Here is a 22,281-nt window from a genome sequence, read left to right on the forward strand (position 1 = left end):
ATCTTGGTCGATTGCTGTCTTACCGGGAGCCTCGTCCTACCTGGACACCGGCCTCCCACACCGCCCGTGACCTGCGCCGTCACGATGAAAATGGCTCATTGATCATCCATTACCGGCTGTTACCGCCGATACCGGAGAAGATCTTCATCTCCCCAGGTCCATCGCCCGCACAAAGCACAGATAGCTGGTGTCAGCGTCCGGTGCGGTGGCGTAGCACTGCGCGCCGTAGCTCGTCCGGTGCCCAGACGAGTATCGGGAAGGCGATCAGGATGGCGAGGATGGCGGGGCCGGGCACGGCGGTGCCGAAGATCGCCTGTAGCGGGGGCACGGTGACGATGGTGGCGGCGAAGGCGAGTTCGAACGCGATTCCCCACAGCAGGAGCCGGTTGGACGCCAGGCCGATGGAGCGCAGTGAGGCTCGGTCAGTGCGGACGGCAAGCGCGGTGCCGACCTGACAAGCAACGATGGCGGCTCCGCATCACAGCGGAGGCAACGCCGACGATGTGCGCGGGCAGCCGGGAACTTCCTGACGTACCTGACCGACTACTCGACCGGGAGACGGCAACCGGGCAGCCCAGGGCTCGACGGGCACGAGCCACCCCGAACTAGAAATCTCCTTTCCGATCGGAGTAGTCGATGTCCGTCACCGACCTGTCCGGTGATCCCACGCCGGATGTTCCCGCCGCTGCGCAGACCGCTCGTTCGAGTCGCGAGCCCACGCCCTTTGCCGCGCTGCTGACCCGGCTGCACTTCTACGCCGGCATCCTGGTTGCCCCGTTCCTCCTGGTCGCCGCCCTGACCGGCCTGGCGTACACCATCACCCCACAGCTGGACCAGGCCCTCTACGGCGACCAGCTGGCCGTGGCCGCCGTCGGCGACCAGCCGACGACCCTCGCCCAACAGGTCACCGCCGCACGGGCCGCGCACCCCGACGGCACCATCGCCACCGTGGCGCCCGGCGCAGGCGACCGGACCACCCGGGTGGTGTTCTCGCTCGAGAAACTCGGCGACAAGCAGCACACCGTCTACGTCGACCCGTACACCGGCGAGGTCACCGGGCAGCTCACCACCTGGTTCGGCTCCACCCCGGCCACCACCTGGCTCGACGACCTGCACCGCAATCTGCACCTCGGTGAGATCGGCCGGCACTACTCGGAAATCGCCGCCAGTTGGCTGTGGATCCTCGTGCTCGGCGGCGTCATCCTGTGGTGGCGCCGTCGCAGCGCCACCCGCGCCCGGACGACACACCTGCTCATACCGGACCTGAGCGCCCGCAAGGGAGTCCGGCGTACGCGGGGCTGGCACGCCACCACCGGTGTCTGGCTCGCGGTCGGCCTGCTGTTCCTCTCCGCCACCGGCCTGACCTGGTCCCGGTACGCCGGCGCGAATTTCGGCGCCGGCCTGGACGTCCTGCGCGCCGGCACTCCGGAACTGTCCACCACCCTCGACGGCGTGCCCCCGCCCGCTAGTGGTGGTGGGCACCAGCACGGTGGGGCGGTGACCGGCACGGCGGACAATCCGGCGTCCTTCGACATCGTCCTGACCTCCGCGCGCGGCGCCGGACTCTCGGGGCCGGTGGAGATCAGCCCTGCCGCGGAGTCCGGCCAGGCATGGACCGTCGCCCAGGTCGACAACACCTGGCCGGTCGCGAAGGACCGGATCTCTGTGGACCCCACCACCGGCGCGGTCACCGACCGCAGCGACTTCGCCGACTGGCCGATCCTCGCGCGGCTCAGCAGCCTCGGCATTCAAGCCCACATGGGAATCCTGTTCGGCCCGGTCAATCAGATCCTGCTCGCCGCGCTCGCTCTCGGCCTGCTCTGCGTCATCGTCTGGGGCTACCGCATGTGGTGGCAGCGCCGCCCCACCCGCGCCGGTCGCCGCGCACCGCTCGGCGCGCCGCCCGCCCGAGGTGGGGTCCGAGGGCTTCCGTGGTGGGCGCTACCGCTCGGTGGACCGGTCACCGTGGCACTCGGTTGGGTACTGCCCTGGCTTGGCGTCACTCTGCTCGGCTTCCTCTTCATCGACATCGCCCTCGGCATGCTCACCCGTCGGCGCCGCCGGCCGATACCCGTCTCACCCGCCCCCGGCCGGTAGCTGACCCCGCACCGCTGTCCGGCCGCCACCGCTGCGGGGCGGCCGGACAGCGGTGGTCGCGTGTCGGTCAGCGGGGCCGGGAGCCGGTCACCGGCGGAATGGCCCGGTGATCTCCGAACCGCTCTGTCCGGTGATCCGCAGGAAGACCGAGATCTTGTCGTCGGGCGTGATCATGCAGATCTCCATGTTCCGGCAGTAACAGCAGGGGTCGGCGCGGCACGGACTGCCCGATCCCTCCGGGCGTGCAGGACCCCTTCGGCGGCTCGGCGCGGGCGACAGCGCCGGACGTGACGGTCCACGCCGTCGTGGTCGTGCCGTTCTCGGCCGTCGGCCGGTAGCGCCCAGACTCGACGGGGAGTTCATAGGTGGCACCGCGAATCCGGCTCCTGCCGCGCCGGCCCTAACCTCGACGAGCACCAGCGCCCGAAGGCCCGGTGAGCACCTGGCCCAGCCAGAGCAGGTCCACCTCGCGGCCGATCAGCAGGGGCGCCGCCACCCCGCCCGCGCCCGGGCCGGCCACATCGCAGCCTTTCCCCGGCTGCATCGGTGGACGGCCTGCCGACCCACCGCACACGTACGGCCAAATCTCGCCCTGCCCAGCCTGACCGTTTCCAAGGGCGGAAAGGAGGTTTTACGCTCTCAGATCGATCGGGTTGAGATATAGCACATTGTCGTTTGCCGTTGCATAATGTCCGCTGCACGCATGGTCGCACCATCGGTTTCCGATGCAGCGACGTCGACCGAAGGGAACCGATTCCGTGAAGCAGGACCACTCACCTGTGCTGCCCGGCGACGGCGCCACGGACTATGCGCGCTACATGCGACTGAACACGCTGCTCGCCCTGCAACGACGGCCGGACGAGATGATGCACCGCGACGAGTTGCTCTTCCAGGTGGTGCACCAGTCCACCGAGTTGTGGCTGAAGCTCATCGCCGCCGAGTTGGCCGAGGCGGTCACCCGGCTGCGCGTCGGCGAGCTGGCGGTGACCGAGTCGCTGCTAACCCGGGCGACGTTGGGGATCCGACTGGTCACCGACCAGCTGGAGATGTTCCGGCACCTGTCCCCGGCCGACTTCCAGGCCATGCAACCGGCGCTGGGTAAGGGATCCGGGGCCGAGTCACCCGGATGGCGGCAGGTCCACGCTATGAGCCGGCAGCTCGGCCGGGCGTTCGCCGAGCACCTCGAAGTCCGAGGAATTGAACCGGCCGCACTGGGTCGGCCGGATCCCGCCGACCCCGTCCAGCGGCTCGCCGAGGCGCTCATCGAGTGGGACGAGCGGGTGTCGCTGTGGCGTATGCGGCACTACCGGGTCGCTCTGCGCGTCGGGGGCCACGATCCCGGCGGCGCCGAGGCGACGATGCTCGCCAAGCTCGTCGGGCACCGGTTCTTCCCTGCACTGTGGCGGGCCCGCCTGAAGCCCTCCGACGGATCCGCCAACGAATCACAGGCCGACCAACGTTGACAATCCTCGTTCACCAGTAATTGTCAATTTTTCCTCACCCACCTGCGTAGCGACCGAAATGTCGAGGTGCGGTTTCGTGCGCGAACTGACGAGTTGGCTGTCCGGCGGCGGTCAGACCTGCCGTTTTCCGTACTCCGCCGTGCTGGCGGAGTTTCACCGGGTCGGTAAACACTTCGTCGAAAAGGAAGTGCTGGCTCTGCTCGACCAGGCCCGTACGCAGCTGACGGTGCCGGCGACCGCGCGGGAGCCGCAGGCCCGGCTGCTGGGTGACTTCCTCGACGTCGCGCTCGACAAGTGGGACGGCCGGTACGACTACCGCAGCTATCTTGCGCTGCGGCTGCTCCGGCTGCCCGGCGGGGGCGACGTCGCCGGCCCGTTCGGTGCGCGACGGGACCGGGACCGGCTCCTCGTTCGCCTGGTCGCCGACGTGCTGGCCTTCGAGTTGACCGCCGCCTCCGGTGCCACCGACCTGCTGCCCGAGCGGCGCCCGAGCCGGGACGTGGTGTCCAAGCGCTACCGGCTCGGCGTACGGGCCGTGTCACCCGCTCTCGCCCGGCTGGGCATCGCCGGGATGGTCCCCGGCCGGGAAGCTGTGGCGACCCCGGACGAGCTGCGGGCCGTCGCCGCCGACGCCGATCCCGCCGGCGAGTTGGTCCTGCGGCTGAGCATGCTGCCGGTCCATGTGTCGCACGACGAGTACCTGTTCATCCGGGTGCTCCAGTCGTACGAATGCCTCTTCGCGGGGGTCGCCGAGGAGCTGCGCGCCACCATCGCCGCCCTGACCGCCGGCCAGGCGGGGCGGGCGACCGAACGGCTGGCGTACGCCCGACAGCAGCTCACCGCCGCCGGGCCGCTGTTCGCGCTGCTGGCGACGATGCAGCCGGAGGCGTTCCGGACGTTCCGGGAGTACACCGCGGGGGCCAGCGCCATCCAGTCCCGCTCCTACAAGCTCATGGAGTCGCTGTGCCGCACACCCGAGGGGTCGCGATTGGATTCGGCCGCGTACCACCAGGTCCCGGAGGTGCGCGAGCTGGTGCACGCCGGCCAGCCGTCGATCGACGACGCGTTCCGGGCGGCGGTGCGTGACGGCCTGCTCGCCGCGCCCGAAGGCGGGCGGGTCGAGGAGGAGATGCGGTCGTTCGCCGCCGCGGTATTCCAGTGGCGGCGCACGCACCACCGGCTCGCGACCCGGATGCTCGGCCCGCGGGCCGGCACCGGCTACACGGAGGGCACGCCCTATCTGGCCGCCGCCCGATCCATCCCGGTCTTCACCTCCGTCGCCTGCGAGCCCCGCCCCCCGTCCCCCATCGAGCCGACCAGAGGCAGCCCTGAGTGAGCCCACCGCACCGGAACTCCGACCTCGATACGCCCGAGTGCCTCGACGCCAGCGCGCACGCCGCGCTGCGCGCCGAGTTCCCCCTGCTGAGCACCGGCGTCTACCTGAACAACAACTCGACGGGCGCGGTGCCGCGGGGCGCGGAACAGGTGCTCACCGGCTACTGGCGGACGCTGCGGAACTGGCGGGACGAGGTCTGGCAGGACTGGCACGCCGGCCTCGACCGGTACGCCGACTCCGTCGCCGCGTTCATCGGCGCACCGGCGGGCAGCGTGGTCACCGACGCGAACCTGAGCACGCTGCTCGCCCGGGTAGCGTCCTGTTTCGACTATCGTCCGCCGCGGAACCGGATCGTCACCACCGATCTGGAGTATCCGACGGTGCCGTTCATCTGGAACGCGTTCCGTCGGTACGGCGCCCGGCTCGACGTGGTCGGCTCGGGCGGCCCGCGGTTCGACGAGGACGCCGTCGAGGCACGGATCGACGAACGCACGCTGCTGGTGTGCATCCCGCACGCCAGCTTCTCCTCGGGGGCCACCGTCGACCTGCCCCGGCTGGTGCGGCGCGCCCACGACGTCGGCGCGCTGGTGGTCGTTGATGCCTTCCAGAGCGTAGGGGTCATGCCGATGGACGTGACGGCGCTCGGCGTCGACGTGGTTCTCGGCGGCGCGCACAAGTGGCTCTGCGGAGTCGGCACTGCCTTCCTCTACGTGCGCCCGGGTCTGGTGCCGCAGCTGGAGCCAGCGGCGACCGGCTGGCAGGCCGGTGACCGGGCCTTCACATTCCAGCCGTCGACAGGCTGGGCCGGTGGGGCCCGACGGTTCGCCGGCGGGACGCCGTTCCCCCTGACCTCGTTGATCTCCCAGGTCGGCCTGGATCTGCTGGCCGGGGTAGGTGCCGGCCCGATTCGACGGCACTCGCTCGCCTGCACCCAGCGGATCCTGGAGCGGGCCGCGGTGGCTGGCATCGACGTGGTCAGCCCAACCGAGCCGCACCGGCGCGGTGGCGTCGTGTGCCTGGACGTCGCCGACGGCGAGGCGGTCAAGCGGCGGTTGGTCGCTCGCGACATGGTCTGCAGCTGGCGGGGCTACCTGCGGGTCGGCCCGCACGTCTACAACACCCTCGACGAGATCGACACGTTCATGGACGCCCTGGAAGAGGAGCTGAAACGGTGAAGGTCACGCTGTCCCCACGCGCGCTGATGAGTCTGCTCGCCAACGGGCCGAAGGCCATGGACGTGCTGGAGACCGCGCTCGGCACGGGTCTGCTCGACGCCTTGGAGCCCGGGCCGGCGAGCCTCGGTGAGCTGGCCGCCCGCTTCGACGTGCGGCCCCTGCGGCTCTACAAGTTCCTCGACTGCTTGGAAAGCCTCGGTGTCGTTGAGCGCAGCGAGCCAGGTGACGACATCGCGATGGCAACGTACCGTGCGGTACCCGGCCTCCGGGATGCCGTCATGGCGGTCGTCGGCCCCGGTGCTGTCGAACGTGACCGGGACCGTTACCCCTGGCGGTTGCTGCACGGCCGGCTGGCCGAGAGCCTGCGCGGCGAGGTGAGCATGAGCGACGACGACTTCGCCTGGCCCCCGAAGACCGACGAACAGACCGCCGACTTCGAGCGCAGCATGGCCGTCGGTCTCGGTCCGGTGATCGAGACGATGCATCGCAACGCCAGCCGGCTGTGGTCGGACCGGCGCCGTCTGCTGGACATCGGCGGGGGTGACGGCACGCTCGCCGCGCACATCCTCGACGACGCGCCTGGGCTACGGGTCGACGTGTACAACCTGCCGGCCGTGGCTCCGCTGGTGGAGGCGACCCGGACCCGCACCGGGCATGTCGACAGGCTGGGTTTCGTCGGCGGCGACTTCTTCGCCGAGCCGCTGCCCTCGGGCTACGACGCCATGGCATTCGTCCGGGTGCTGCACGACTGGCCGAACGACGTCGCCCGCCGGCTGGTCGAGAAGGCGTACGCGGCCCTCGAACCGGGCGGGCTGCTGGTGATCTGCGAGGAGTTCCGCACCCCAGACCGCCTGGCGATGCAGTTCTTCTGGAGCTACTTCCTCATCGGGGTCGACAGTTGCGTCAGTCGGCTGCGGGAGGTGGAGTTCTACACCAGTCTGCTCAAGGAGGTCGGCTTCGACCGGGTGGCCGTGCTGCCCGGCGGCTGGGAGCTGGCCTGCGGGCACAAACCGGTGGCCGAAGCGTGACCCGCCCAGCCGGCGTGACGGTGCGGGCGTAGCCGCACCCGCCGCAAGTCGTCCCGGGCTCACCGTTGCCGGCCGGCGCGCCCGTCCCTGCGGCCGTGACGGCCGATCCGTCCGGCGCATCGGCGCGGAGCTCGGCGTCGCGCACCGCCCACCGTGTCGCCGTCGGTCAGACACGTCCCAGCGCTGTGCGGCACCAGCGACTCCGGCAATACACCTAGGTGAGCGCGTGCACCAGTGCGGTCGCCGCTCCGGCCAGGAGGGCCACACCCGTGCCGGCACCGACGACGGCGCTGGGGGTGAAGTCGCACCGTCGGGCGACAGGGACGCTGACGAGCGCGACCAGGGTGACGAGCGCGGCCCAGATCGCGAGGGCCGGATACCCCAGAAGCGGCGCTAGGGGGAAGAAGTGCAGGCCGACGATCAGGGCGATCCAAACCGGAACCAGGGAGGTGCGGCCGGCGCGCCGGAGCCAGATCGCGCCGACGGCACAGAGGACCACCTCGATCAGGACGATCACCCCGAAGACCGGCCCCGTCCTCTCGTCCACGGAACTGCCCTTGTCCCAGGTGCGTGCGGTGACGATGCCGCCGATGATCGCTGCGACCAGAGACAACACCGAACCGATGCCGAGCCACGGACGCCACGCCCTGGGCGGTGCCTCCTGCGCCCAGCCGAACCAGACGATCCCGAAGACCCCGAAAATCGCGGCGGTGGCCGCGGCGTTGGCCGCGAATTCAGCATCCATCGGCGCAGTCTAGGTGCCGATGACCACCGCTCCGAGCGGTGCCCGCACAGGCGCCACGACGCAATGTCGCCTAGGAAACACGACCAGGACGGCCCGCACCAGTGCGTCACGGTGGACGGCACCCCGGTCGGCCATATGGGACTCGGGCAACCGCCAGTCCGACCAGACGTGGAGCTCCCGCTGACGTCCGGGTGGTGACCGGCGCTCGTCCCGTCGATCCGCCGAGACGGGCGCGACGGCCGCTCAACTAGGGAATAAATCGAGTTCAATCTATTGACAAGGATTGTTTACGGTTTCAGGCTGAGAGCGCTCTCCCGCGCCGCCTCCGGTGCGTCACGAACAACCGGAAGGAGTTCGATGATCAAGACAACTGCGCTGCTCACCGCTGCGATGCTCGGCCTGTCTGTCCCGGCCGTCCCCGCGGCGGCTCACATCGCCCACCATTCCGAAGCACGGCCGGCCGTGGCCGGCCTGCCGCTCGGCATGGCCGCCGCGATGCGCCGCGACCTGCACCTGACCGACGACCAACTCACCGCCCGGCTCGCGGCCGAGGCCGCCGCGGCGTTGGTCGACCGACGGCTGCGCGGGCGCCTCGGCACCGGGTACGCCGGCTCGTGGCTGGAGACGGACGGCCCGCTCACGGTCGCCGTCACCGACGCCTCCGCGGCCGACGCGGTGCGGGCCGAGGGAGCCCGGCCCAGGCTCGTCCCTCGGACGCTCACGAGCCTGACATCGGCGCGTACCGCCCTGGACCGGAGCGCCGCCGGTCAACCGCCCGGGGCCGCCGTCCGCGGCTGGTACGTGGACGTCGCCGCCAACCAGGTGGTGGTGCGGGTGGCACCGGGACAGGAACGCACCGGCCGAGCGTTCGTGCGCGGCGCCGGCCTCGCCGACGCGCTCGTTCGCTACGCGCCTGCGCCCGACGCGCCGCGCCCGATGTACGACATCCGCGGCGGCGACCAGTTCGTCATCAACGGCAACGTACTCTGCTCCGTCGGCTTCGCCGTGGTCGGCGGGTTCGTCACCGCAGGGCACTGCGGAGCCGCCGGCAGCCCCACCCGCGGCTTCAATAACGCAGCCCAGGGCACCTTCGCCGGCTCGTCGTTCCCGGGCAACGACTACGCCTGGGTCCGCACCAACGCCGACTGGACGCCGCGGCCCTGGGTGAACAACTACGCCGGCGGCAATGCTCCCGTCGCCGGGTCCCGGGACGCGGTGATCGGCAGTTCCGTGTGCCGGTCGGGACGCACGACCGGCTGGCGGTGCGGCGTACTGCTGGGCCGGGAGGAGACGGTCAACTACGCGCAGGGCGCGGTCTACGGGCTCAGCCGCAGCAACGCCTGCGCCGAGGGCGGCGACTCCGGCGGCGCCTGGCTCTCCGGCGACCAGGCCCAGGGAGTCACCTCCGGCGGATCCGGCAACTGCACCACCGGCGGCACCATGTGGTTCCAGCCGGTCAACGAGATCCTCGGTGTCTTCGGACTCAGTCTGGTCACCACCGGCGGGGGCGGCTCCGGCACCCGGATCATCAGCAACTGGAACAACAAGTGCGTCGATGTGCCGAACTCGAACTTCTCCGACGGGGTCCCGCTGCAGGCGTGGAACTGCAACGGCACGGCCGCGCAGGCGTGGACGTTCACCGGCGGCAGCCTGCGCACGCAGAACAACATGTGCATGGATGTCGCCTGGGGCTCCCGGGACAACGGAGCGGTCATCCAGATCGCCACCTGCAGCGGCAACCCGGCCCAGCAGTTCGTGCTGTCCGCCGCCGGCGACCTGGTCAACCCGCAGGCCAACAAGTGCGTCGACATCAAGGACTGGAACGGCAACGACGGTGCGCGGTTGCAACTCTGGGAGTGCGCCGGCACCGCCAACCAGAAGTGGCGCTCCGGCTGATCCGAGGCCTGACACGGCGTCCCGCCCGGGGCGGTCCGAGGTGCGCCGTGTCGCTCCGGGACGTGCCAGCTCAGGTGCGGCCGTCGCCGGCAGTGACCGGTGTCGGACGGTGCGCCGATCACCCTCGTCGCGGGGTGCTGGCGAGCCGGTTCCGCGCTGCGCCCACGGTGACCGACGGCCCCGGCGGACCGACGAGCCCGCCGAGGCGGACCCGCTACTCCGCCAGTCAGGATGGCCGGACCGGACCCTGGAGGCCACCTCGGTAGGCATGGCGGATCGTTCGCCGGGGAATACTGCCGGGCATGGCCTCGTACTCGGTGGATCAGGCGGCTGTCGTCCGCGCCCGGCGGCTCATCGAAGCGCGCCAGTACGTGCTCGACAGTGACTGGGGCGTTGTCCAGCCCCGGGCCACCGACGAGAACGGCTACCTCGACAAGCACTCGTGGCGCGAGTATGGCGAATGGTTCCTTGGCCGTACCGAGGGTGCGAACGAGGAGACGAAGGCCCGGTACGCCTTCGCCTACGGCGACTTCCGCCGCGTCCACCGGTCCGGTCTGGTCGCGTGCGTCTACCGCGCCTCGGAGTGGCGGCACAAAGACGTCGAACTGGCCGCGCACGACCTGCTGCAACTGCTCGACCAGGTCGCCGGCTGACCCTGCGCGGGGTGGACCGGACACACGCGCGACGCCAGTTCCGCATGCCGTGGGGCCCCGGCACCGGCGCCCGCCCTCGAAGAGGGACGATGGCTCACCACGAGCCGGCACACGTGCCCTCGATATCCTCACCGCAGCCGAAACCGACTCGCCGCTGGGCGAGGTGGAGCTTGGCCACGTGGCGGCGGCCTTCCGGCTGGCCGGGGCCCGTTCCCTCCCGCCCCGGCACGCTCCTGTTGCACGCCACCGGGCGGGCCCGGATGCCGACACGCGGACGAGTGGCGTCCGCGCTGTCCGCCGCCCGTGTGGTCCCCCTACCGGCCGCTACTCGAAAAACTTCAGGCTCCAGCCGGTGTCGGTGTTCGGGCCGGGGACGTTAGCCCGCCGGTAGGTGGTGTTGCCCCACCAGCAGAACGTGCCGGTGTACCAGAACCGGTTGCTCCAGGTGTAGGGCGTTCCCTTCGGCACCGCGTGGAACATCAGCGGGAATCGCGGCCCGGCCGGTGGGCTCGTGGCGATGTCGCCATGCAGCAGCACGAAGGTGTGATGCCCGGGGCCGTTGACGTAGAGGGTCGGATCCCAGCCGGACATCATGGTGGACCGGTTCGAGCCGAACAGGCAGCCGTTGGACTTGTACCAGTCCCACACGTACGTCGGGTCGCCTCCGGCCCGCAGTCGCAGGTCCGCGAGACAGTACTGGTCGCTCCAGCTGCCGTTGGCGGAGTAGACGATGTGCAACTGGCCATTCGGGTCTCGAATCGGCTCCGGCCCCTCGTTGATGAACGGGTTGCCGACCACCCGCTCCCACGGCTCCCGGGGTTGGGAGATGACGTAGCGCGCCCCGACCGGCGTGGTCGGGCTGCTCATCCTGGCGAGGTAGATGTTCTGCTCGACGTTGGTGTCACCGGCCCATCCGGACCAGACGAACCAGCGCTGTCCGTTGAACGTGAACAACGACCCGTCGATCGCCCACTTGTCGTCCGGCAGGGCCAGTTTCTGCTCGGCAGTGTACCCACCGTCCGGCGACGTCGAGCTGATCACGAACGTGCGGCGACTGCTGCCCGCGCCCAGCGCGAAGTAGATGTAGTAGCGTCCACCGTCGAGGACGATCTCCGGTGCCCAGACGCCGCCGCGGCCCCGGGTGTCCGTCCACACCTGGCGCTGAACCGCCCCGCTCAACTGGTCGGGTGACGAGGCTTGACGAACGGCGATGCCGTCACCGACCGACTGGGTGGAGATGTAGGTGCCGCCGACCCGGATGACACTGGGATCCGCCGCACGGATGCTCTGCGCGGCTTCGGCCGGCGAGTAGACGAACCCCACCTGCCACAAGCCGGCCGCGGCGAGCAGGACGGCGACGAGGAGCTTGCCGAGCATCCGCTGCCGTCTCATGGCATCGACCGGTTCCCGCTAGAAACGAGAGGCGGCTGACCTCCCGGCGCGCAAGAGCGCTCTCCCAGACTGACCAATCGACGCTCGTCGTGTCAACCAACGACTCGGGTCGAGTGCGGGTGGGGGGCAACGGACCGACCGTCGGCCGGCGCGTGGCGACCGCGACGCGCCGGTGGCCCGGCCGCCGGGTGCGGTCGGCGAGCCACCGGCAAGCGCCCGTCAGCCGTTGTCGATCAGCCCGGCGATCTCGTTGTAGATCAGGTGTGCCTTCGCCCCCTGGTTGGACGGGCACCCACCGAGGTGGTGCAGGGCGATGACGCGGTGACTGGCGTCGAGTACCGGGGAACCCGAGTTGCCGCCCGAGGTGTCGCAGCTGTAACTGATGTTCCAGGTGTTGTAGTTCGCGTTGCGCACCGTGCAGACACCACCGTTCTGCGTGTCCTCGTAGATCGACAGTCGCTTCGGGCTGCCATCACCGTGCCCGGGCACGTACATCCGGGTGCCGGTGCTGGTCGCGGTCGTCCTCAGGTAGAGCGTGCCGAACCCCTGGATCGCGGCGAAATTGTTCACCGAGTAGAGCGCGTAGTCCAGTTCACCCGAGCCACCGCTGCTCACCCGGTAGAGGGTCGCACCGCTCACCTTCGTGCCCGGGCCGGGGTTGCTGCCACCGCAGGTGGCGCACTGGTAGTTGAACTGCGCCTCGCTGGCGCTGACCGCGGACTGGGTCGAGAAGCAGTGCTTGTTGGTCAGCATCCGGTTGGTGTTCCCGACCCGCCAGGTGGTGCACAGTCCGCCGCCACCGATGAGCAACCGTGCCACCGCCCGGCCCCGGGCGTACTCGGTGGGGTGTGTGCTCTGGTAGCAGACCACGTCCCGGCGGGCGTCGGTGCTACAGACGGACGTGGTCGAGAAGTTGTGCTGGGCGATCTCGGCCTGGTCGTACCCTCGCCAGAACCGGTCGATGTCGACGACCGCGCGAGCGGGCCGCGCGCTGTGCAGCGTCACCACGGCGGTATCCCCCGTCACGGACATCGCCCAGAAGCCCGGCCCGCCGTCGGTGGTGTAGTCCGAGCCGGTCGTCCGGTCGAGGCTCCGGTCGTACCGGTAGGTCTCCCGGCCATCCGGGCTGGACACCGTGACGTAGTCCCCCTCGTTCAGCCGCAGTGCGCTGAAGTGGACCTTGATGTACGTGGCGCCGGGATGCCGGATGAGCTGACGCGCACCCGGCCGGTCGGCGGTGCGGGTGGTGTCGAGTGTGCGCAGCTCACCCACCGTGGTGACGCCTTCGGCGGAGAACTGTGCAGCCTCCGGCGCCCGGACCGACGCCGGAGCCACCGGCCGGGCCGGATTCGCCCCGGAGGCGGACGCGGGCAGCATGCTCACCCCGAGCGCCCACACGCCGAGCACTACCGCCGCGTATCGCGCACCGCGCCGCAACATGTGTCTCATCCGCACTCCTTTCCGAGGAACGGCGGATGCCGTTCCGACGGGCTCCCTCGCACGAGCTTTTATAGAAGAGTATCGATTGATGGCGGGATGCGGTACCGCCAAATCGAACGGCTGCCCGCGCCCGTCCGCTCGCCTTCGACGGCCGGCCCGGCAGCGAGGCCGGAGCGCCGCACGGTCGCCCGCCCCCCGCGGGTCCGTGGGGATGCCGAGATGGCGTAACGCCCCGGCCCTCCTGCGGCTGCGGACGGAGGCATCGACAGCTTCAGTCGGATGTGACGACCGCAGGTCGATCGATGACCACGCCCTCGGGCATCGCGGTCGTTCCGGAGGTCATGGCGAGGGTCGAGGGGCAGGAGAATTCCTTCGCGTTGCCGCTGACCGGGGCGGTGGACACCCACCCCGGTGCATCCATGCCCGACTGGCCGCAGGTCGACGCGGCGTTGCGCGACTCGTGGCCCGAACGTCGGACCCAGGGAGGAGAACACGGGGGCAATGCTGGGCTGGCTCCAGACCGAGATGGCCAACCTTCTGCCGAGCAGATGATCATCGCGATGGCGTGGTGAGCGCATGAACGCCGAACGGCGGCCCAACTGGTTCGGCGGGCCGCGGCTCAGATCTCACCCAGCCCGGGCCCGTTGTCGCTGACCTGCCAGGTCAGCAGGTCGTGGCCTACGACTGGCGGCTGTCTTGCTGGGCCTAGCCGGGATCTTCGAGGCGGTAGCTGGTGCGGCCGACCTGAGTGGCACCCGCTACGTCTCCGTTGCGGCCTCGGCCGGCACGCCGAACCGGTGGCCGTACTCGGCCCGGAAGAGCCCGAGCCGCTCCGCGTGTGCGTCTGTCTCCCCGATCCATCCCAACCCCTGCAATCGCGGCCTCGGAAGTGATGGCAAGTGTCAGGGCCATCCGCACCCGTGCCTGAGAGCACCGGCTGACCATCTGCGCGGCAGCAGAGACTTTAGGGACCCGAGGTCTAGCTGACCTCCCGCCCGGACAGCGTCGCGTCGGTCAGGAAACCCGGCTGCATGAACCTTCGGGCTCGCCGAAGAGGTCACCGAGCACGATGCCCTGGTCAGCAGGCTTCGGGTGGGATTCGAGTCTCAGCCCCGGGATGCATGCCGACGTCACCGCGATGGCATCCGTGCCATGCGGTGACGCGACGAAGCCCTGTTGGCTGACGTCAGCGAGCTTCGAGACAACAGCCGACACCAGTCAAGCGGGGAGCGATGCGCGTGACCACTCCGGAGTTCTCTGGGAGGTCACACCGGATTCATCGCCCACATCACCGCAGGCCAAAGCCTTCCGTTCTGCCCGGCCTCGGTGACCACTTCGGGCGGGCGACGAGACCCAGTCGCTCCATCGCCCGATGGCCGCCATCAAGACTTCGAACTGTGGGACCCGCTCCTCTGGCCTTCATCCTGCGCGCCGCATGGACCTGGCCCCGGATCATTCGAGCCACCGCCGGCCGCGACCTCGCCCAGGCACGGGTGTGACGCTCGAGGCAGGCCCGGTTGCGGGGGCGGTGACAGCGGCTCCGGCAACAGCAACCGCGAGCAGTAGCACGATCCAGAGCGGGACGGCGCCGACGTCGCGCGGTTCGGGTCAGGTGGAGCCGCGGACGACCAGCGTCGTCGGCAACACGGTCGGCTTGGGCGGGTCGTCGCCGCCGTGCAGCATGGCGACCAGCGCCTCGGCGGCGGCCGTGCCGAAGCCGGGCTTGTTTTGGGCGACGGTGCTGAGCCCGGGCGGGATCAGCGCGGCCACTTCGATGTCGTCGAAGCCGATAATCGCAATGTCGTCGGGGATCCGTAGGCCGGCCGCCTGGGCCGCACGCATCGCGCCGACAGCCATCTCGTCACCGGCGACGAACACTGCGGTAGGGCGGTCGTCGAGGGCGAGCAGCCGGTTCATCGCGGCGTGACCGCCGTCGAGATAGAAGTCTCCCTCGATGACGTGGCTGTCGGCGAGCGGCAGGCCGGCCCCGGCCAGAGCGGCCCGGAAGCCGACGAGCCGTTCGGCTCCCGGCCAGGTTCGCAGCGGGCCGGTGATGGTGGCGATGTGCCGGTGGCCGCGTTCGACGAGGTGGCGCACGGCGAGCGCCGCGCCGCCGGCATTGTCCGAGGTGATGTAGGTCGACGTCGGGCCGTCGACCCGCAGGTCGAGAGCGACGCACGGCACCTGGGCTTCGACGAGGGCGAGCACGGCTGGATCCCGGGTGCCGTTGTCGATGATGACGGCGCCGTCGAGATTGTGCTGGCGGACGGCGCGCACGTATCGCTGCCCGTCGTCGGGCCCCGCCGCGTCGTGGCCGGCGAGCATGAGCAGGTTCAGCCCGTGCGCGCTGAGCGCCGTCTTGAGCGCGACGAGGATCTCCTGCAGGAACGGGTGGCGCCATCCAGGGCGGCGATGGTCGGTGTCCCATACCAGGCCCACCATGTTGGATTTCTTCGTGGCGAGCGTCCGGGCCGACCCGTTCGGCAGGTAGCCGATCTCGGCGGCCAGGTCGAGGATGCGCTGGCGGGTGTGCTGGCTGACGACCTCGGGGGTGTTGAAGACGCGGGACACGGTGGCGACGGACACGCCGGAGCGGCGCGCCAACTCCCTAATTGTGGTCAATGTGGTGCCTTATCTGTAACCGGTTTCACGACCGTAGCGTCAGCGATGTCCGCCGGTCAAGCTGCATCGACCGTTACCGTTTCGTAACTTGACACCCCCTAGCCGAAACCGTTCACACTTCCCAGGAAAGGCGCTCACCGGCGGTCACCCTCGACTCGGCCAGCATCCGATCTTCATCCAACTCCACCCGCCCCACCGCCATCGCTTCGCCGACAATGTAACCGGTTTCAAGTAACCGGTTACATGATCGCACGAAAGGGTTCCCTGGTATGCACCCAAACCGACTGTTGCGACTGACGGCAGCCATCCTGGCCGCCGGAGTACTGCTGACCGCGTGTGGCACCGGCACTGACGAAAGCTCCGGCGGCGGCAACGAAAAGATCACCCTGAACGTCAATCTGTTCGGCAACTTCGGGTACCAGGACCTGTACGACGAGTACCAGAAGTCGCACCCGAACATCACGATCCAGGAGCACACGGCCGCCTACAACGACCATCATCGCGACCTGATCACCCACCTGGCCACCGGCTCCGGCGCGGGCGACATCGAGGGCGTCGACACGGGCTTCATCGCGCAGATGCGCGAGCGGGGCAACCTCTTCGTCGACCTGGGCAAGGACCGCCAGTCCGAGTACCTCGACTGGAAGTGGGCGGCGTCGCTGGCCAAGGACGGCAAGCAGATCGGGTACGGCACCGACGTCGGCGGCCTGGCCATCTGCTATCGGCGTGACCTGTTCGAGAAGGCCGGCATGCCGTTCGACCGCGACCAGGTGTCGGCCGCCTGGGGCAGCGGCTGGGACAAGTACATCGAGTTCGGCAAGCGGTACGCGGCGAAGGCCCCGGCCGGCAGCGCCTTCTTCGATGGCGGAGGCCAACTGTTCAACGCCATCATCGGCCAGGCCCCGGTCGGGTACTACAACGAGGACAACGGCATCGTCGTGGGAACCAACCCCGATGTCCGCAAGGCCTGGGACCTGACGGTGACGGCGATCCAGAGCAGCCTGTCGGCCAGGCTGATCGGCAGCTCGCAGGAGTGGAACAACGGCTTCGCGAAGGACCAGTTCGCCACGATCGCGTGCCCGGCCTGGATGATGGCCAAGATCAAGGACCAGGCGAAGCATGCCGCCGGCAAGTGGGACGTGGCGAGCGTCCCGGGCGGCGGCGGCAACTGGGGCGGCTCGTACCTCACCGTTCCCAAGCAGGGCAAGCACATCGAGGAGGCCAAGAAGCTCGCGGCGTGGCTGACCGCCCCGGAACAGCAGGCCAAGGTGTTCACCGCGCGGGGCAACCTGCCGTCCATCCCGGCGCTGTACGACAAGCCTGACATTGCCCAGTACAAGGACGCCTTCTTCAACAACGCCCCGGTGGGCCAGCTCTTCACCACCGCGGCAAAGCAACTCAAGCCCCAGCACCAGGGCCCGCGAGCCGGGGATGTGCAGACCACCATCCGCGACGCCCTCGTCCGCATCGAACAGGGCAAGCAAAGCTCCGACGAGTCCTGGAAGCAGATGGTCAGCGACGTCGAGCGCCTCGCCAAGTAACTCGACCCGCGCCGCCGGCGGTCGCCCCTGACCGCCGGCGGCCCTCGGCGACGAAGGATCGACGATGGCCACCTACCTCCACCAGGCCCGCCGGGCCGGCCTGAGCCGGCTCGACACCAAAGGCTCGCCCTACCTCTACATCCTCCCGTTCTTCCTGCTGTTCGGCGCGTTCGGGCTGTTCCCGCTGCTGTACACGGCGTACGTCTCGTTCAATGACTGGGACCTGCTCGACTCCGGGTCGCACCGCTGGGTCGGCCTCGCGAACTACCGCGAGATGCTGCAGGACGCGTACTTCTGGAACGCCCTGGGCAACACACTCAGCATCTGGGTGCTGTCCACCGTGCCGCAACTGCTCGCCGCGCTCTGGATCGCCCACCTGCTCAACCACCGGCTGCGGGCCCGCACCGCGCTACGGATGGGCGTGCTGCTGCCCAACGTCACCTCGATCGTGGCGGTGACGATCGTCTTCACCCAGCTGTTCGGCCGCGACTTCGGCATGGTCAACTGGGCGCTCGGCCTCGTCGGCATCGGCCCGATCGACTGGCAGGCCAACACCTGGAGCTCCCACCTGGCCATCTCGTTCATCGTCGCCTGGCGGTGGACCGGCTACAACGCCCTCATCTACCTCGCCTCGATGCAGGCGATCCCGCACCACCTGTACGAGGCCGCCGACCTCGACGGCGCGTCGCAGGGTCAGCAGTTCAGGCGGATCACCGTCCCGATGCTGCGGCCGACGATCATCTTCACCACGGTGATCTCGACGATTGGCGGCCTGCAGATCATGGCCGAACCCCTGCTGTTCGCCAGCTCCCAGACGCCCACCGGCGGCTCCGACCGGCAGTTCCAGACCGTCGCCCTGTTCATGTACGAGCAGGGGTTCCGGGAGTTCCGCTTCGGTTACGCCTCGGCGGTCGCCTGGACGCTCTGTCTGGTCATCGCCATCTTCGCGATCATCAACTTCCTGCTCACCCGGCGCATCGCCAAGGACGAGGACTGAGGAGGACGCCGTGACCACCCTCGCGGACCCCGCACAGACCGGCACCACACCCTCGCCGCCGCAACGCCGGTCCCACCGGCGCCGGAGCTTCGGGTACCCACGCAAGGGCTCGGTCTGGAGCTACGGCGCCCTGCTGGCGGTCGTGGCCGGGTCGGTCTTCCCGCTCTACTGGTCCATCGTCGTGTCCTCGCAGACCAGCGACGCCGTCACGAAGGTGCCGCCGGCCCTGGTGCCCGGCGGGCACCTCTTCGACAACATCGCGCGCGTGTTCGACACGACCGACTTCGGCCGGGCCCTGGTGAACTCCTTCATCGTCAGCGGCTCAATCACCGTCTCCGTGGTGTTCTTCTCGACCCTGGCCGGGTTCGCGTTCGCCAAACTGCGGTTCCGAGGCCGAAAGGCGCTTCTCGTCGTGGCCATCGCGACCTCGATGGTGCCGCACCAGCTCGGCATCATCCCGCTGTACATCCTGATGGCCGACCTCGGCTGGACCGGACGCCTCACCGCCGTGATCGTGCCTGGGCTGGTAACCGCGTTCGGCGTCTTCTTCATGACCCAGTACCTCGGCCGCGCCGTGCCCGACGAACTGCTGGAGGCCGGCCGCGTCGACGGGTCCAGCACGTTCGGCCTGTACTGGCACATCGTCCTGCCGGCGGCCCGCCCCGCCGCGGCGGTGCTCGGGCTGTTCACCTTCATGCAGGCGTGGAACGACTTCTTCTGGCCGCTGGTCGTGCTGCAGAACAACGCGACCGTGCAGGTGGCGCTCTCCGCACTGGCCAGCGGCTACACCACCGACTACACCCTGACGCTGACCGGCACGTTGCTCGCCACGCTGCCGATCCTCGTCGTCTTCATGCTCCTCGGCCGGCATCTCGTCGACGGCATCATGCAGGGGGCGGTGAAGGGATGACCACCACATCCCAAGGTGCCGCCGCGGCCGCAACCCAGCCGGACCTGCCCGAGCTGCCGGACCTGCCGGCCGGCTTCAGCTGGGGCGCGGCCACCGCGGCGTACCAGATCGAGGGGGCGGTCGACGAGGACGGCCGCGGGCCGTCGATCTGGGACACCTTCTGCCGCCGCCCCGGTGCCGTCGACGACGGCGCCTCCGGCTCGGTCGCCTGTGACAGCTACCACCGCTGGCGGGAGGACGTGGACCTGCTGGCCGGCCTCGGCGTGGACGCCTACCGTTTCTCGATCGCCTGGCCACGGGTCATGCCGGCAGGGCGGGGCGCGGTGAACCGGCGGGGCCTCGACTACTACGACCGGCTCGTCGACGCCCTGTGCGGGCACGGCATCCGGCCGTTCGTCACGCTGTACCACTGGGATCTGCCCCAGGCGCTCGAGGACGAGGGTGGCTGGCGGGTACGGGATACCGCCGAGTGGTTCGCCGAGTACGCCGCCGCGGTGGCGGGCGTCCTCGGTGACCGGGTCCAGGACTGGATCACGCTGAACGAGCCGTACTGCTCGTCGATGGTCGGCTACGCGGAGGGCCGGCACGCGCCCGGCGCCGCCGAAGGACACGGTGCCCTGGCCGCCGCCCACCATTTGCTGCTCGGGCACGGCAGGGCGGTCGCCGCAGTCCGGTCCGCCGCCGGCCCGCGGGCGCGCGTCGGCATCACGCTCAACCTCTCCCCCGCCGTGCCGGCCAGCGATACCGAGGCCGACCGGGCGGCGGCGGATCGGCAGGACCTCATGCTCAACCGGCAGTTCACGGATCCGGTGCTGGGCGGCGCGTACCCGTCCGGGTTCGAGCGGCTCTACGCCGGGGTGAGCGATCTGTCGTTCCGCCGGGACGGTGACCTGGCGGTGATCTCGACACCGTTGGACTTCCTCGGTGTCAACTACTACTACCGGGTGCACGTCGCCGACGCCCCATACGAGCAGCCCGACCCGGCGCTGCGCAGCGCGTTCGACATCGGGGTCCGGCAGCTACGGCCAGACGGGTTGCCCACCACCGACCTGGGCTGGCCGGTGGAGCCGCAAGGGCTCTTCGACACCCTGACCGGGCTCGCGGACCGTTACCCGGGCCTGCCTGCCGTGTACGTGACGGAGAACGGCTGCGCCGACCTGCGGGACGAACCCGAGCCGGACCCGGAACGGATCTCGTTCGTGGCCGGGCACCTGGCGGCGGCGGCCCGTGCGGCCGCCGTCGACGACCGGCTCGATCTGCGGGGGTACTTTTACTGGTCGCTCATCGACAACTTCGAGTGGGCCCGCGGGTACGGGCCCCGCTTCGGTCTGGCCCACGTCGACTACGGCACCGGATCCCGTACGCCCAAGGCCAGCTACCACTGGCTGCGTGACCGCTTGCGGGCGTGGCGGAAACGCACCTCCACCTGCCCATCGTCGACCTGCGCCTGACGGACCCACTTGCGCAACGTCTCGGCCGTACCGATCCCGAGCCGGGCCGCCACCGCCGTGATCGCCGCCCGGTCCGACTCGTAGTTCGGCCGCACCTCCGCCACCATCCGCACCGCCCGCTCTCGCAACTCCAGCGGATACGGCTTCGTTCCTGCCATCTCTCGATCCTTCCGGGTCTGTGGATCTAAGGGTGTTTCCGGCCTGACCTGCCGGGCGTTGTGCCTGGTGAGGAGGGCGCCGTGATGACCGCGACACTGAACGACCAGACCGGACGCAGGAAGCGGCCCGAGCCGTCGGCGGAGGCGAAGGCCGCCGCCGATCTGGTCCGGGCAGCCAAGGAACAAGGGCTGTCCCTGACCGGTCCGGACGGGCTGCTGAAGCAGCTGACCAAGACGGTCCTGGAGACCGCGCTGAAAAGGAGATGACCGAGCACCTCGGCTACGAAAAGCACGACCAGGCCGGTGTTGGTTCGGGCAACATCCGCAACGGCACCCGTCCGAAGACCGTGTTGACCGAGGCCAACGGGCCGGTGCAGATTGACGTGCCGCGGGACAGGGCAGGCACCTTTGAGCCGCAGATCGTGCGCAAGCGGCAGCGGCGCCTGTCAGGGGTCGACGAGGTCGTGTTGTCGCTGTATGCCAAAGGCTTGACGACCGGGGAGATCTCGGCGAAGTGCGCCGAGATCTACGGGGCTTCGGTGTCGAAGGAGACGATCTCCCGGATCACCGACAAGGTCATCGAGGAGATGACCGACTGGTCCCACCGACCTCTCGACGCCATCTACGCCGCCGTGTTCATCGACGCCATCGTGGTCAAGGTGCGCGACGGGCAGGTCGCCAACCGGCCGTTCTACGCCGCGATCGGCGTCACCCTCGACGGGGAGAAGGACATCCTGGGCTTGTGGGCCGGCGCTGGCGGTGAGGGCGCGAAGTTCTGGATGAGCGTGCTGACCGACCTGCGCAACCGGGGCGTCAAAGACGTGTTCTTCCTCGTCTGTGACGGTCTCAAGGGCCTGCCCGAGGTCGTGACGAACGTGTGGCCCCAGACGGTGGTGCAGACCTGCGTGATCCACCTGATCCGCAACACCTTCCGGCTCACCTCCCGCAAGTACTGGGACGAGCTCAAGCGGGACATCAAGCCGATCTACACGGCCGTCAACGCCGACGCCGCCCGGGCGGCGTTCGACGACCTGGCCAACAAGTGGCGTGGCCGGTATCCGGCGGTGATCCGGCTGTGGGACAACGCCTGGGCCGAGTTCATCCCGTTTCTCGACTACGACCTGGAAATCCGCACAGTCATCTGCTCCACCAACGCGATCGAGTCGCTCAATGCCCGCTACCGGCGGGCCGTCAAAGCCCGCGGCCACTTCCCCAACGAGCAGGCCGCGTTGAAGTGTCTGTACCTGGTGACCCGATCGTTGGACCCCACCGGAGCAGGCAGAACCCGATGGACGATGCGCTGGAAACCCGCGTTGAACACCTTCGCCATCACCTTCAGCGACCGCTTCCCAGCCGCTGAAACCTACTAACCAAGAT

Annotated in this window: 17 protein-coding genes and 2 pseudogenes; 13 read left to right on the forward strand and 6 right to left on the reverse strand. The window is 69.5% G+C overall.

Annotated elements, in window-relative coordinates; genetic code table 11:
- Window positions 1-190 precede the first annotated feature (190 nt).
- Complete coding sequence (locus tag IF06_RS33335; protein ID WP_082171463.1) at window positions 191-466, reverse strand: cation transporting ATPase C-terminal domain-containing protein; 276 nt, start codon at window positions 464-466, stop codon at window positions 191-193.
- 170 nt (window positions 467-636) lie between these two features.
- On the opposite strand from IF06_RS33335, the gene IF06_RS0128635 reads away from it, so the two are divergent.
- The 5 genes from IF06_RS0128635 to IF06_RS0128665 all read left to right on the forward strand — a co-directional run bounded on the left by IF06_RS0128635 (window position 637) and on the right by IF06_RS0128665 (window position 7,099).
- Window positions 637-2,097, forward strand: coding sequence for a PepSY-associated TM helix domain-containing protein (locus tag IF06_RS0128635; protein ID WP_030274717.1), 1,461 nt, complete (start codon window positions 637-639; stop codon window positions 2,095-2,097).
- Between the two features lie 758 nt (window positions 2,098-2,855).
- A complete protein-coding gene (locus IF06_RS0128650; RefSeq protein WP_030274719.1) occupies window positions 2,856-3,560 on the forward strand; it encodes a tryptophan 2,3-dioxygenase family protein in 705 nt (234 codons plus the stop codon).
- 58 nt (window positions 3,561-3,618) lie between these two features.
- Window positions 3,619-4,896: a tryptophan 2,3-dioxygenase family protein gene (locus IF06_RS0128655; RefSeq protein ID WP_052166228.1), complete on the forward strand. Its 1,278-nt coding sequence runs from the start codon at window positions 3,619-3,621 to the stop codon at window positions 4,894-4,896.
- The gene (locus IF06_RS0128660) at window positions 4,893-6,071 is read left to right on the forward strand and encodes an aminotransferase class V-fold PLP-dependent enzyme (RefSeq protein WP_030274722.1); all 1,179 of its coding nucleotides are present in this window, start codon (window positions 4,893-4,895) and stop codon (window positions 6,069-6,071) included. Before IF06_RS0128655 ends, IF06_RS0128660 begins: the two co-directional genes overlap by 4 nt.
- Window positions 6,068-7,099: a methyltransferase gene (locus IF06_RS0128665; protein WP_030274725.1), complete on the forward strand. Its 1,032-nt coding sequence runs from the start codon at window positions 6,068-6,070 to the stop codon at window positions 7,097-7,099. The genes IF06_RS0128660 and IF06_RS0128665 overlap by 4 nt, the downstream gene beginning before the upstream one ends.
- Window positions 7,100-7,313: 214 nt before the next feature.
- Here IF06_RS0128665 and IF06_RS0128670 read toward each other — a convergent pair whose 3' ends face one another.
- Window positions 7,314-7,844: a hypothetical protein gene (locus IF06_RS0128670; protein ID WP_030274727.1), complete on the reverse strand. Its 531-nt coding sequence runs from the start codon at window positions 7,842-7,844 to the stop codon at window positions 7,314-7,316.
- 357 nt (window positions 7,845-8,201) lie between these two features.
- Here IF06_RS0128670 and IF06_RS0128675 point away from each other — a divergent pair, with 357 nt between their 5' ends.
- On the forward strand, window positions 8,202-9,740 hold the full coding sequence (locus IF06_RS0128675) for a ricin-type beta-trefoil lectin domain protein (RefSeq protein WP_030274728.1): 1,539 nt from the start codon (window positions 8,202-8,204) through the stop codon (window positions 9,738-9,740).
- Between the two features lie 302 nt (window positions 9,741-10,042).
- Window positions 10,043-10,393, forward strand: a complete 351-nt coding sequence (locus tag IF06_RS0128680; protein ID WP_013476101.1) for a hypothetical protein — start codon at window positions 10,043-10,045, stop codon at window positions 10,391-10,393.
- Between the two features lie 324 nt (window positions 10,394-10,717).
- Here the strand turns inward: IF06_RS0128680 and IF06_RS0128685 are convergent, their stop codons facing one another.
- Together IF06_RS0128685 and IF06_RS0128695 are read right to left on the reverse strand one after the other, a co-directional pair.
- A complete protein-coding gene (locus tag IF06_RS0128685; protein ID WP_069089513.1) occupies window positions 10,718-11,785 on the reverse strand; it encodes a glycoside hydrolase family 43 protein in 1,068 nt (355 codons plus the stop codon).
- A gap of 219 nt (window positions 11,786-12,004) precedes the next feature.
- The gene (locus tag IF06_RS0128695; protein ID WP_030274730.1) at window positions 12,005-13,234 is read right to left on the reverse strand and encodes a trypsin-like serine peptidase; all 1,230 of its coding nucleotides are present in this window, start codon (window positions 13,232-13,234) and stop codon (window positions 12,005-12,007) included.
- A 293-nt stretch (window positions 13,235-13,527) separates the two neighbouring features.
- Here IF06_RS0128695 and IF06_RS0128700 point away from each other — a divergent pair, with 293 nt between their 5' ends.
- Entirely contained in the window at window positions 13,528-13,797 is a 270-nt protein-coding gene (locus IF06_RS0128700; RefSeq protein WP_030274731.1) for a hypothetical protein, read from the forward strand.
- Window positions 13,798-14,833: 1,036 nt separating this feature from the next.
- On the opposite strand, the gene IF06_RS0128710 is transcribed toward IF06_RS0128700, so the two are convergent.
- On the reverse strand, window positions 14,834-15,829 hold the full coding sequence (locus tag IF06_RS0128710; RefSeq protein ID WP_232236787.1) for a LacI family DNA-binding transcriptional regulator: 996 nt from the start codon (window positions 15,827-15,829) through the stop codon (window positions 14,834-14,836).
- A gap of 287 nt (window positions 15,830-16,116) precedes the next feature.
- Between IF06_RS0128710 and IF06_RS0128720 the strand changes: the two genes are divergently transcribed.
- The 4 genes from IF06_RS0128720 (at window position 16,117) to IF06_RS0128735 (ending at window position 20,746) form a co-directional block, all read left to right on the forward strand.
- Window positions 16,117-17,388, forward strand: coding sequence for an extracellular solute-binding protein (locus IF06_RS0128720; RefSeq protein WP_030274735.1), 1,272 nt, complete (start codon window positions 16,117-16,119; stop codon window positions 17,386-17,388).
- A 64-nt stretch (window positions 17,389-17,452) separates the two neighbouring features.
- Entirely contained in the window at window positions 17,453-18,385 is a 933-nt protein-coding gene (locus IF06_RS0128725) for a carbohydrate ABC transporter permease (protein ID WP_013476096.1), read from the forward strand.
- Window positions 18,386-18,395: 10 nt separating this feature from the next.
- Window positions 18,396-19,295, forward strand: a complete 900-nt coding sequence (locus tag IF06_RS0128730) for a carbohydrate ABC transporter permease (RefSeq protein WP_030274737.1) — start codon at window positions 18,396-18,398, stop codon at window positions 19,293-19,295.
- Window positions 19,292-20,746 carry a GH1 family beta-glucosidase gene (locus IF06_RS0128735; RefSeq protein ID WP_030274739.1) on the forward strand — a complete coding sequence of 485 codons (1,455 nt, stop codon included), beginning with the start codon at window positions 19,292-19,294 and terminating at the stop codon, window positions 20,744-20,746. The genes IF06_RS0128730 and IF06_RS0128735 overlap by 4 nt, the downstream gene beginning before the upstream one ends.
- Here the strand turns inward: IF06_RS0128735 and IF06_RS33720 are convergent.
- Window positions 20,722-20,904: pseudogene (locus IF06_RS33720) on the reverse strand (IS3 family transposase); the annotation flags it as partial. The gene IF06_RS0128735 and the pseudogene IF06_RS33720 overlap by 25 nt on opposite strands.
- 84 nt (window positions 20,905-20,988) lie before the next feature.
- On the opposite strand from IF06_RS33720, the pseudogene IF06_RS32365 reads away from it, so the two are divergent.
- A pseudogene (locus IF06_RS32365) lies at window positions 20,989-22,274 on the forward strand (IS256 family transposase).
- Window positions 22,275-22,281: the final 7 nt, after the last annotated feature.

Source organism: Micromonospora globosa (assembly GCF_000717585.1).
Lineage (GTDB): Bacteria > Actinomycetota > Actinomycetes > Mycobacteriales > Micromonosporaceae > Micromonospora > Micromonospora aurantiaca.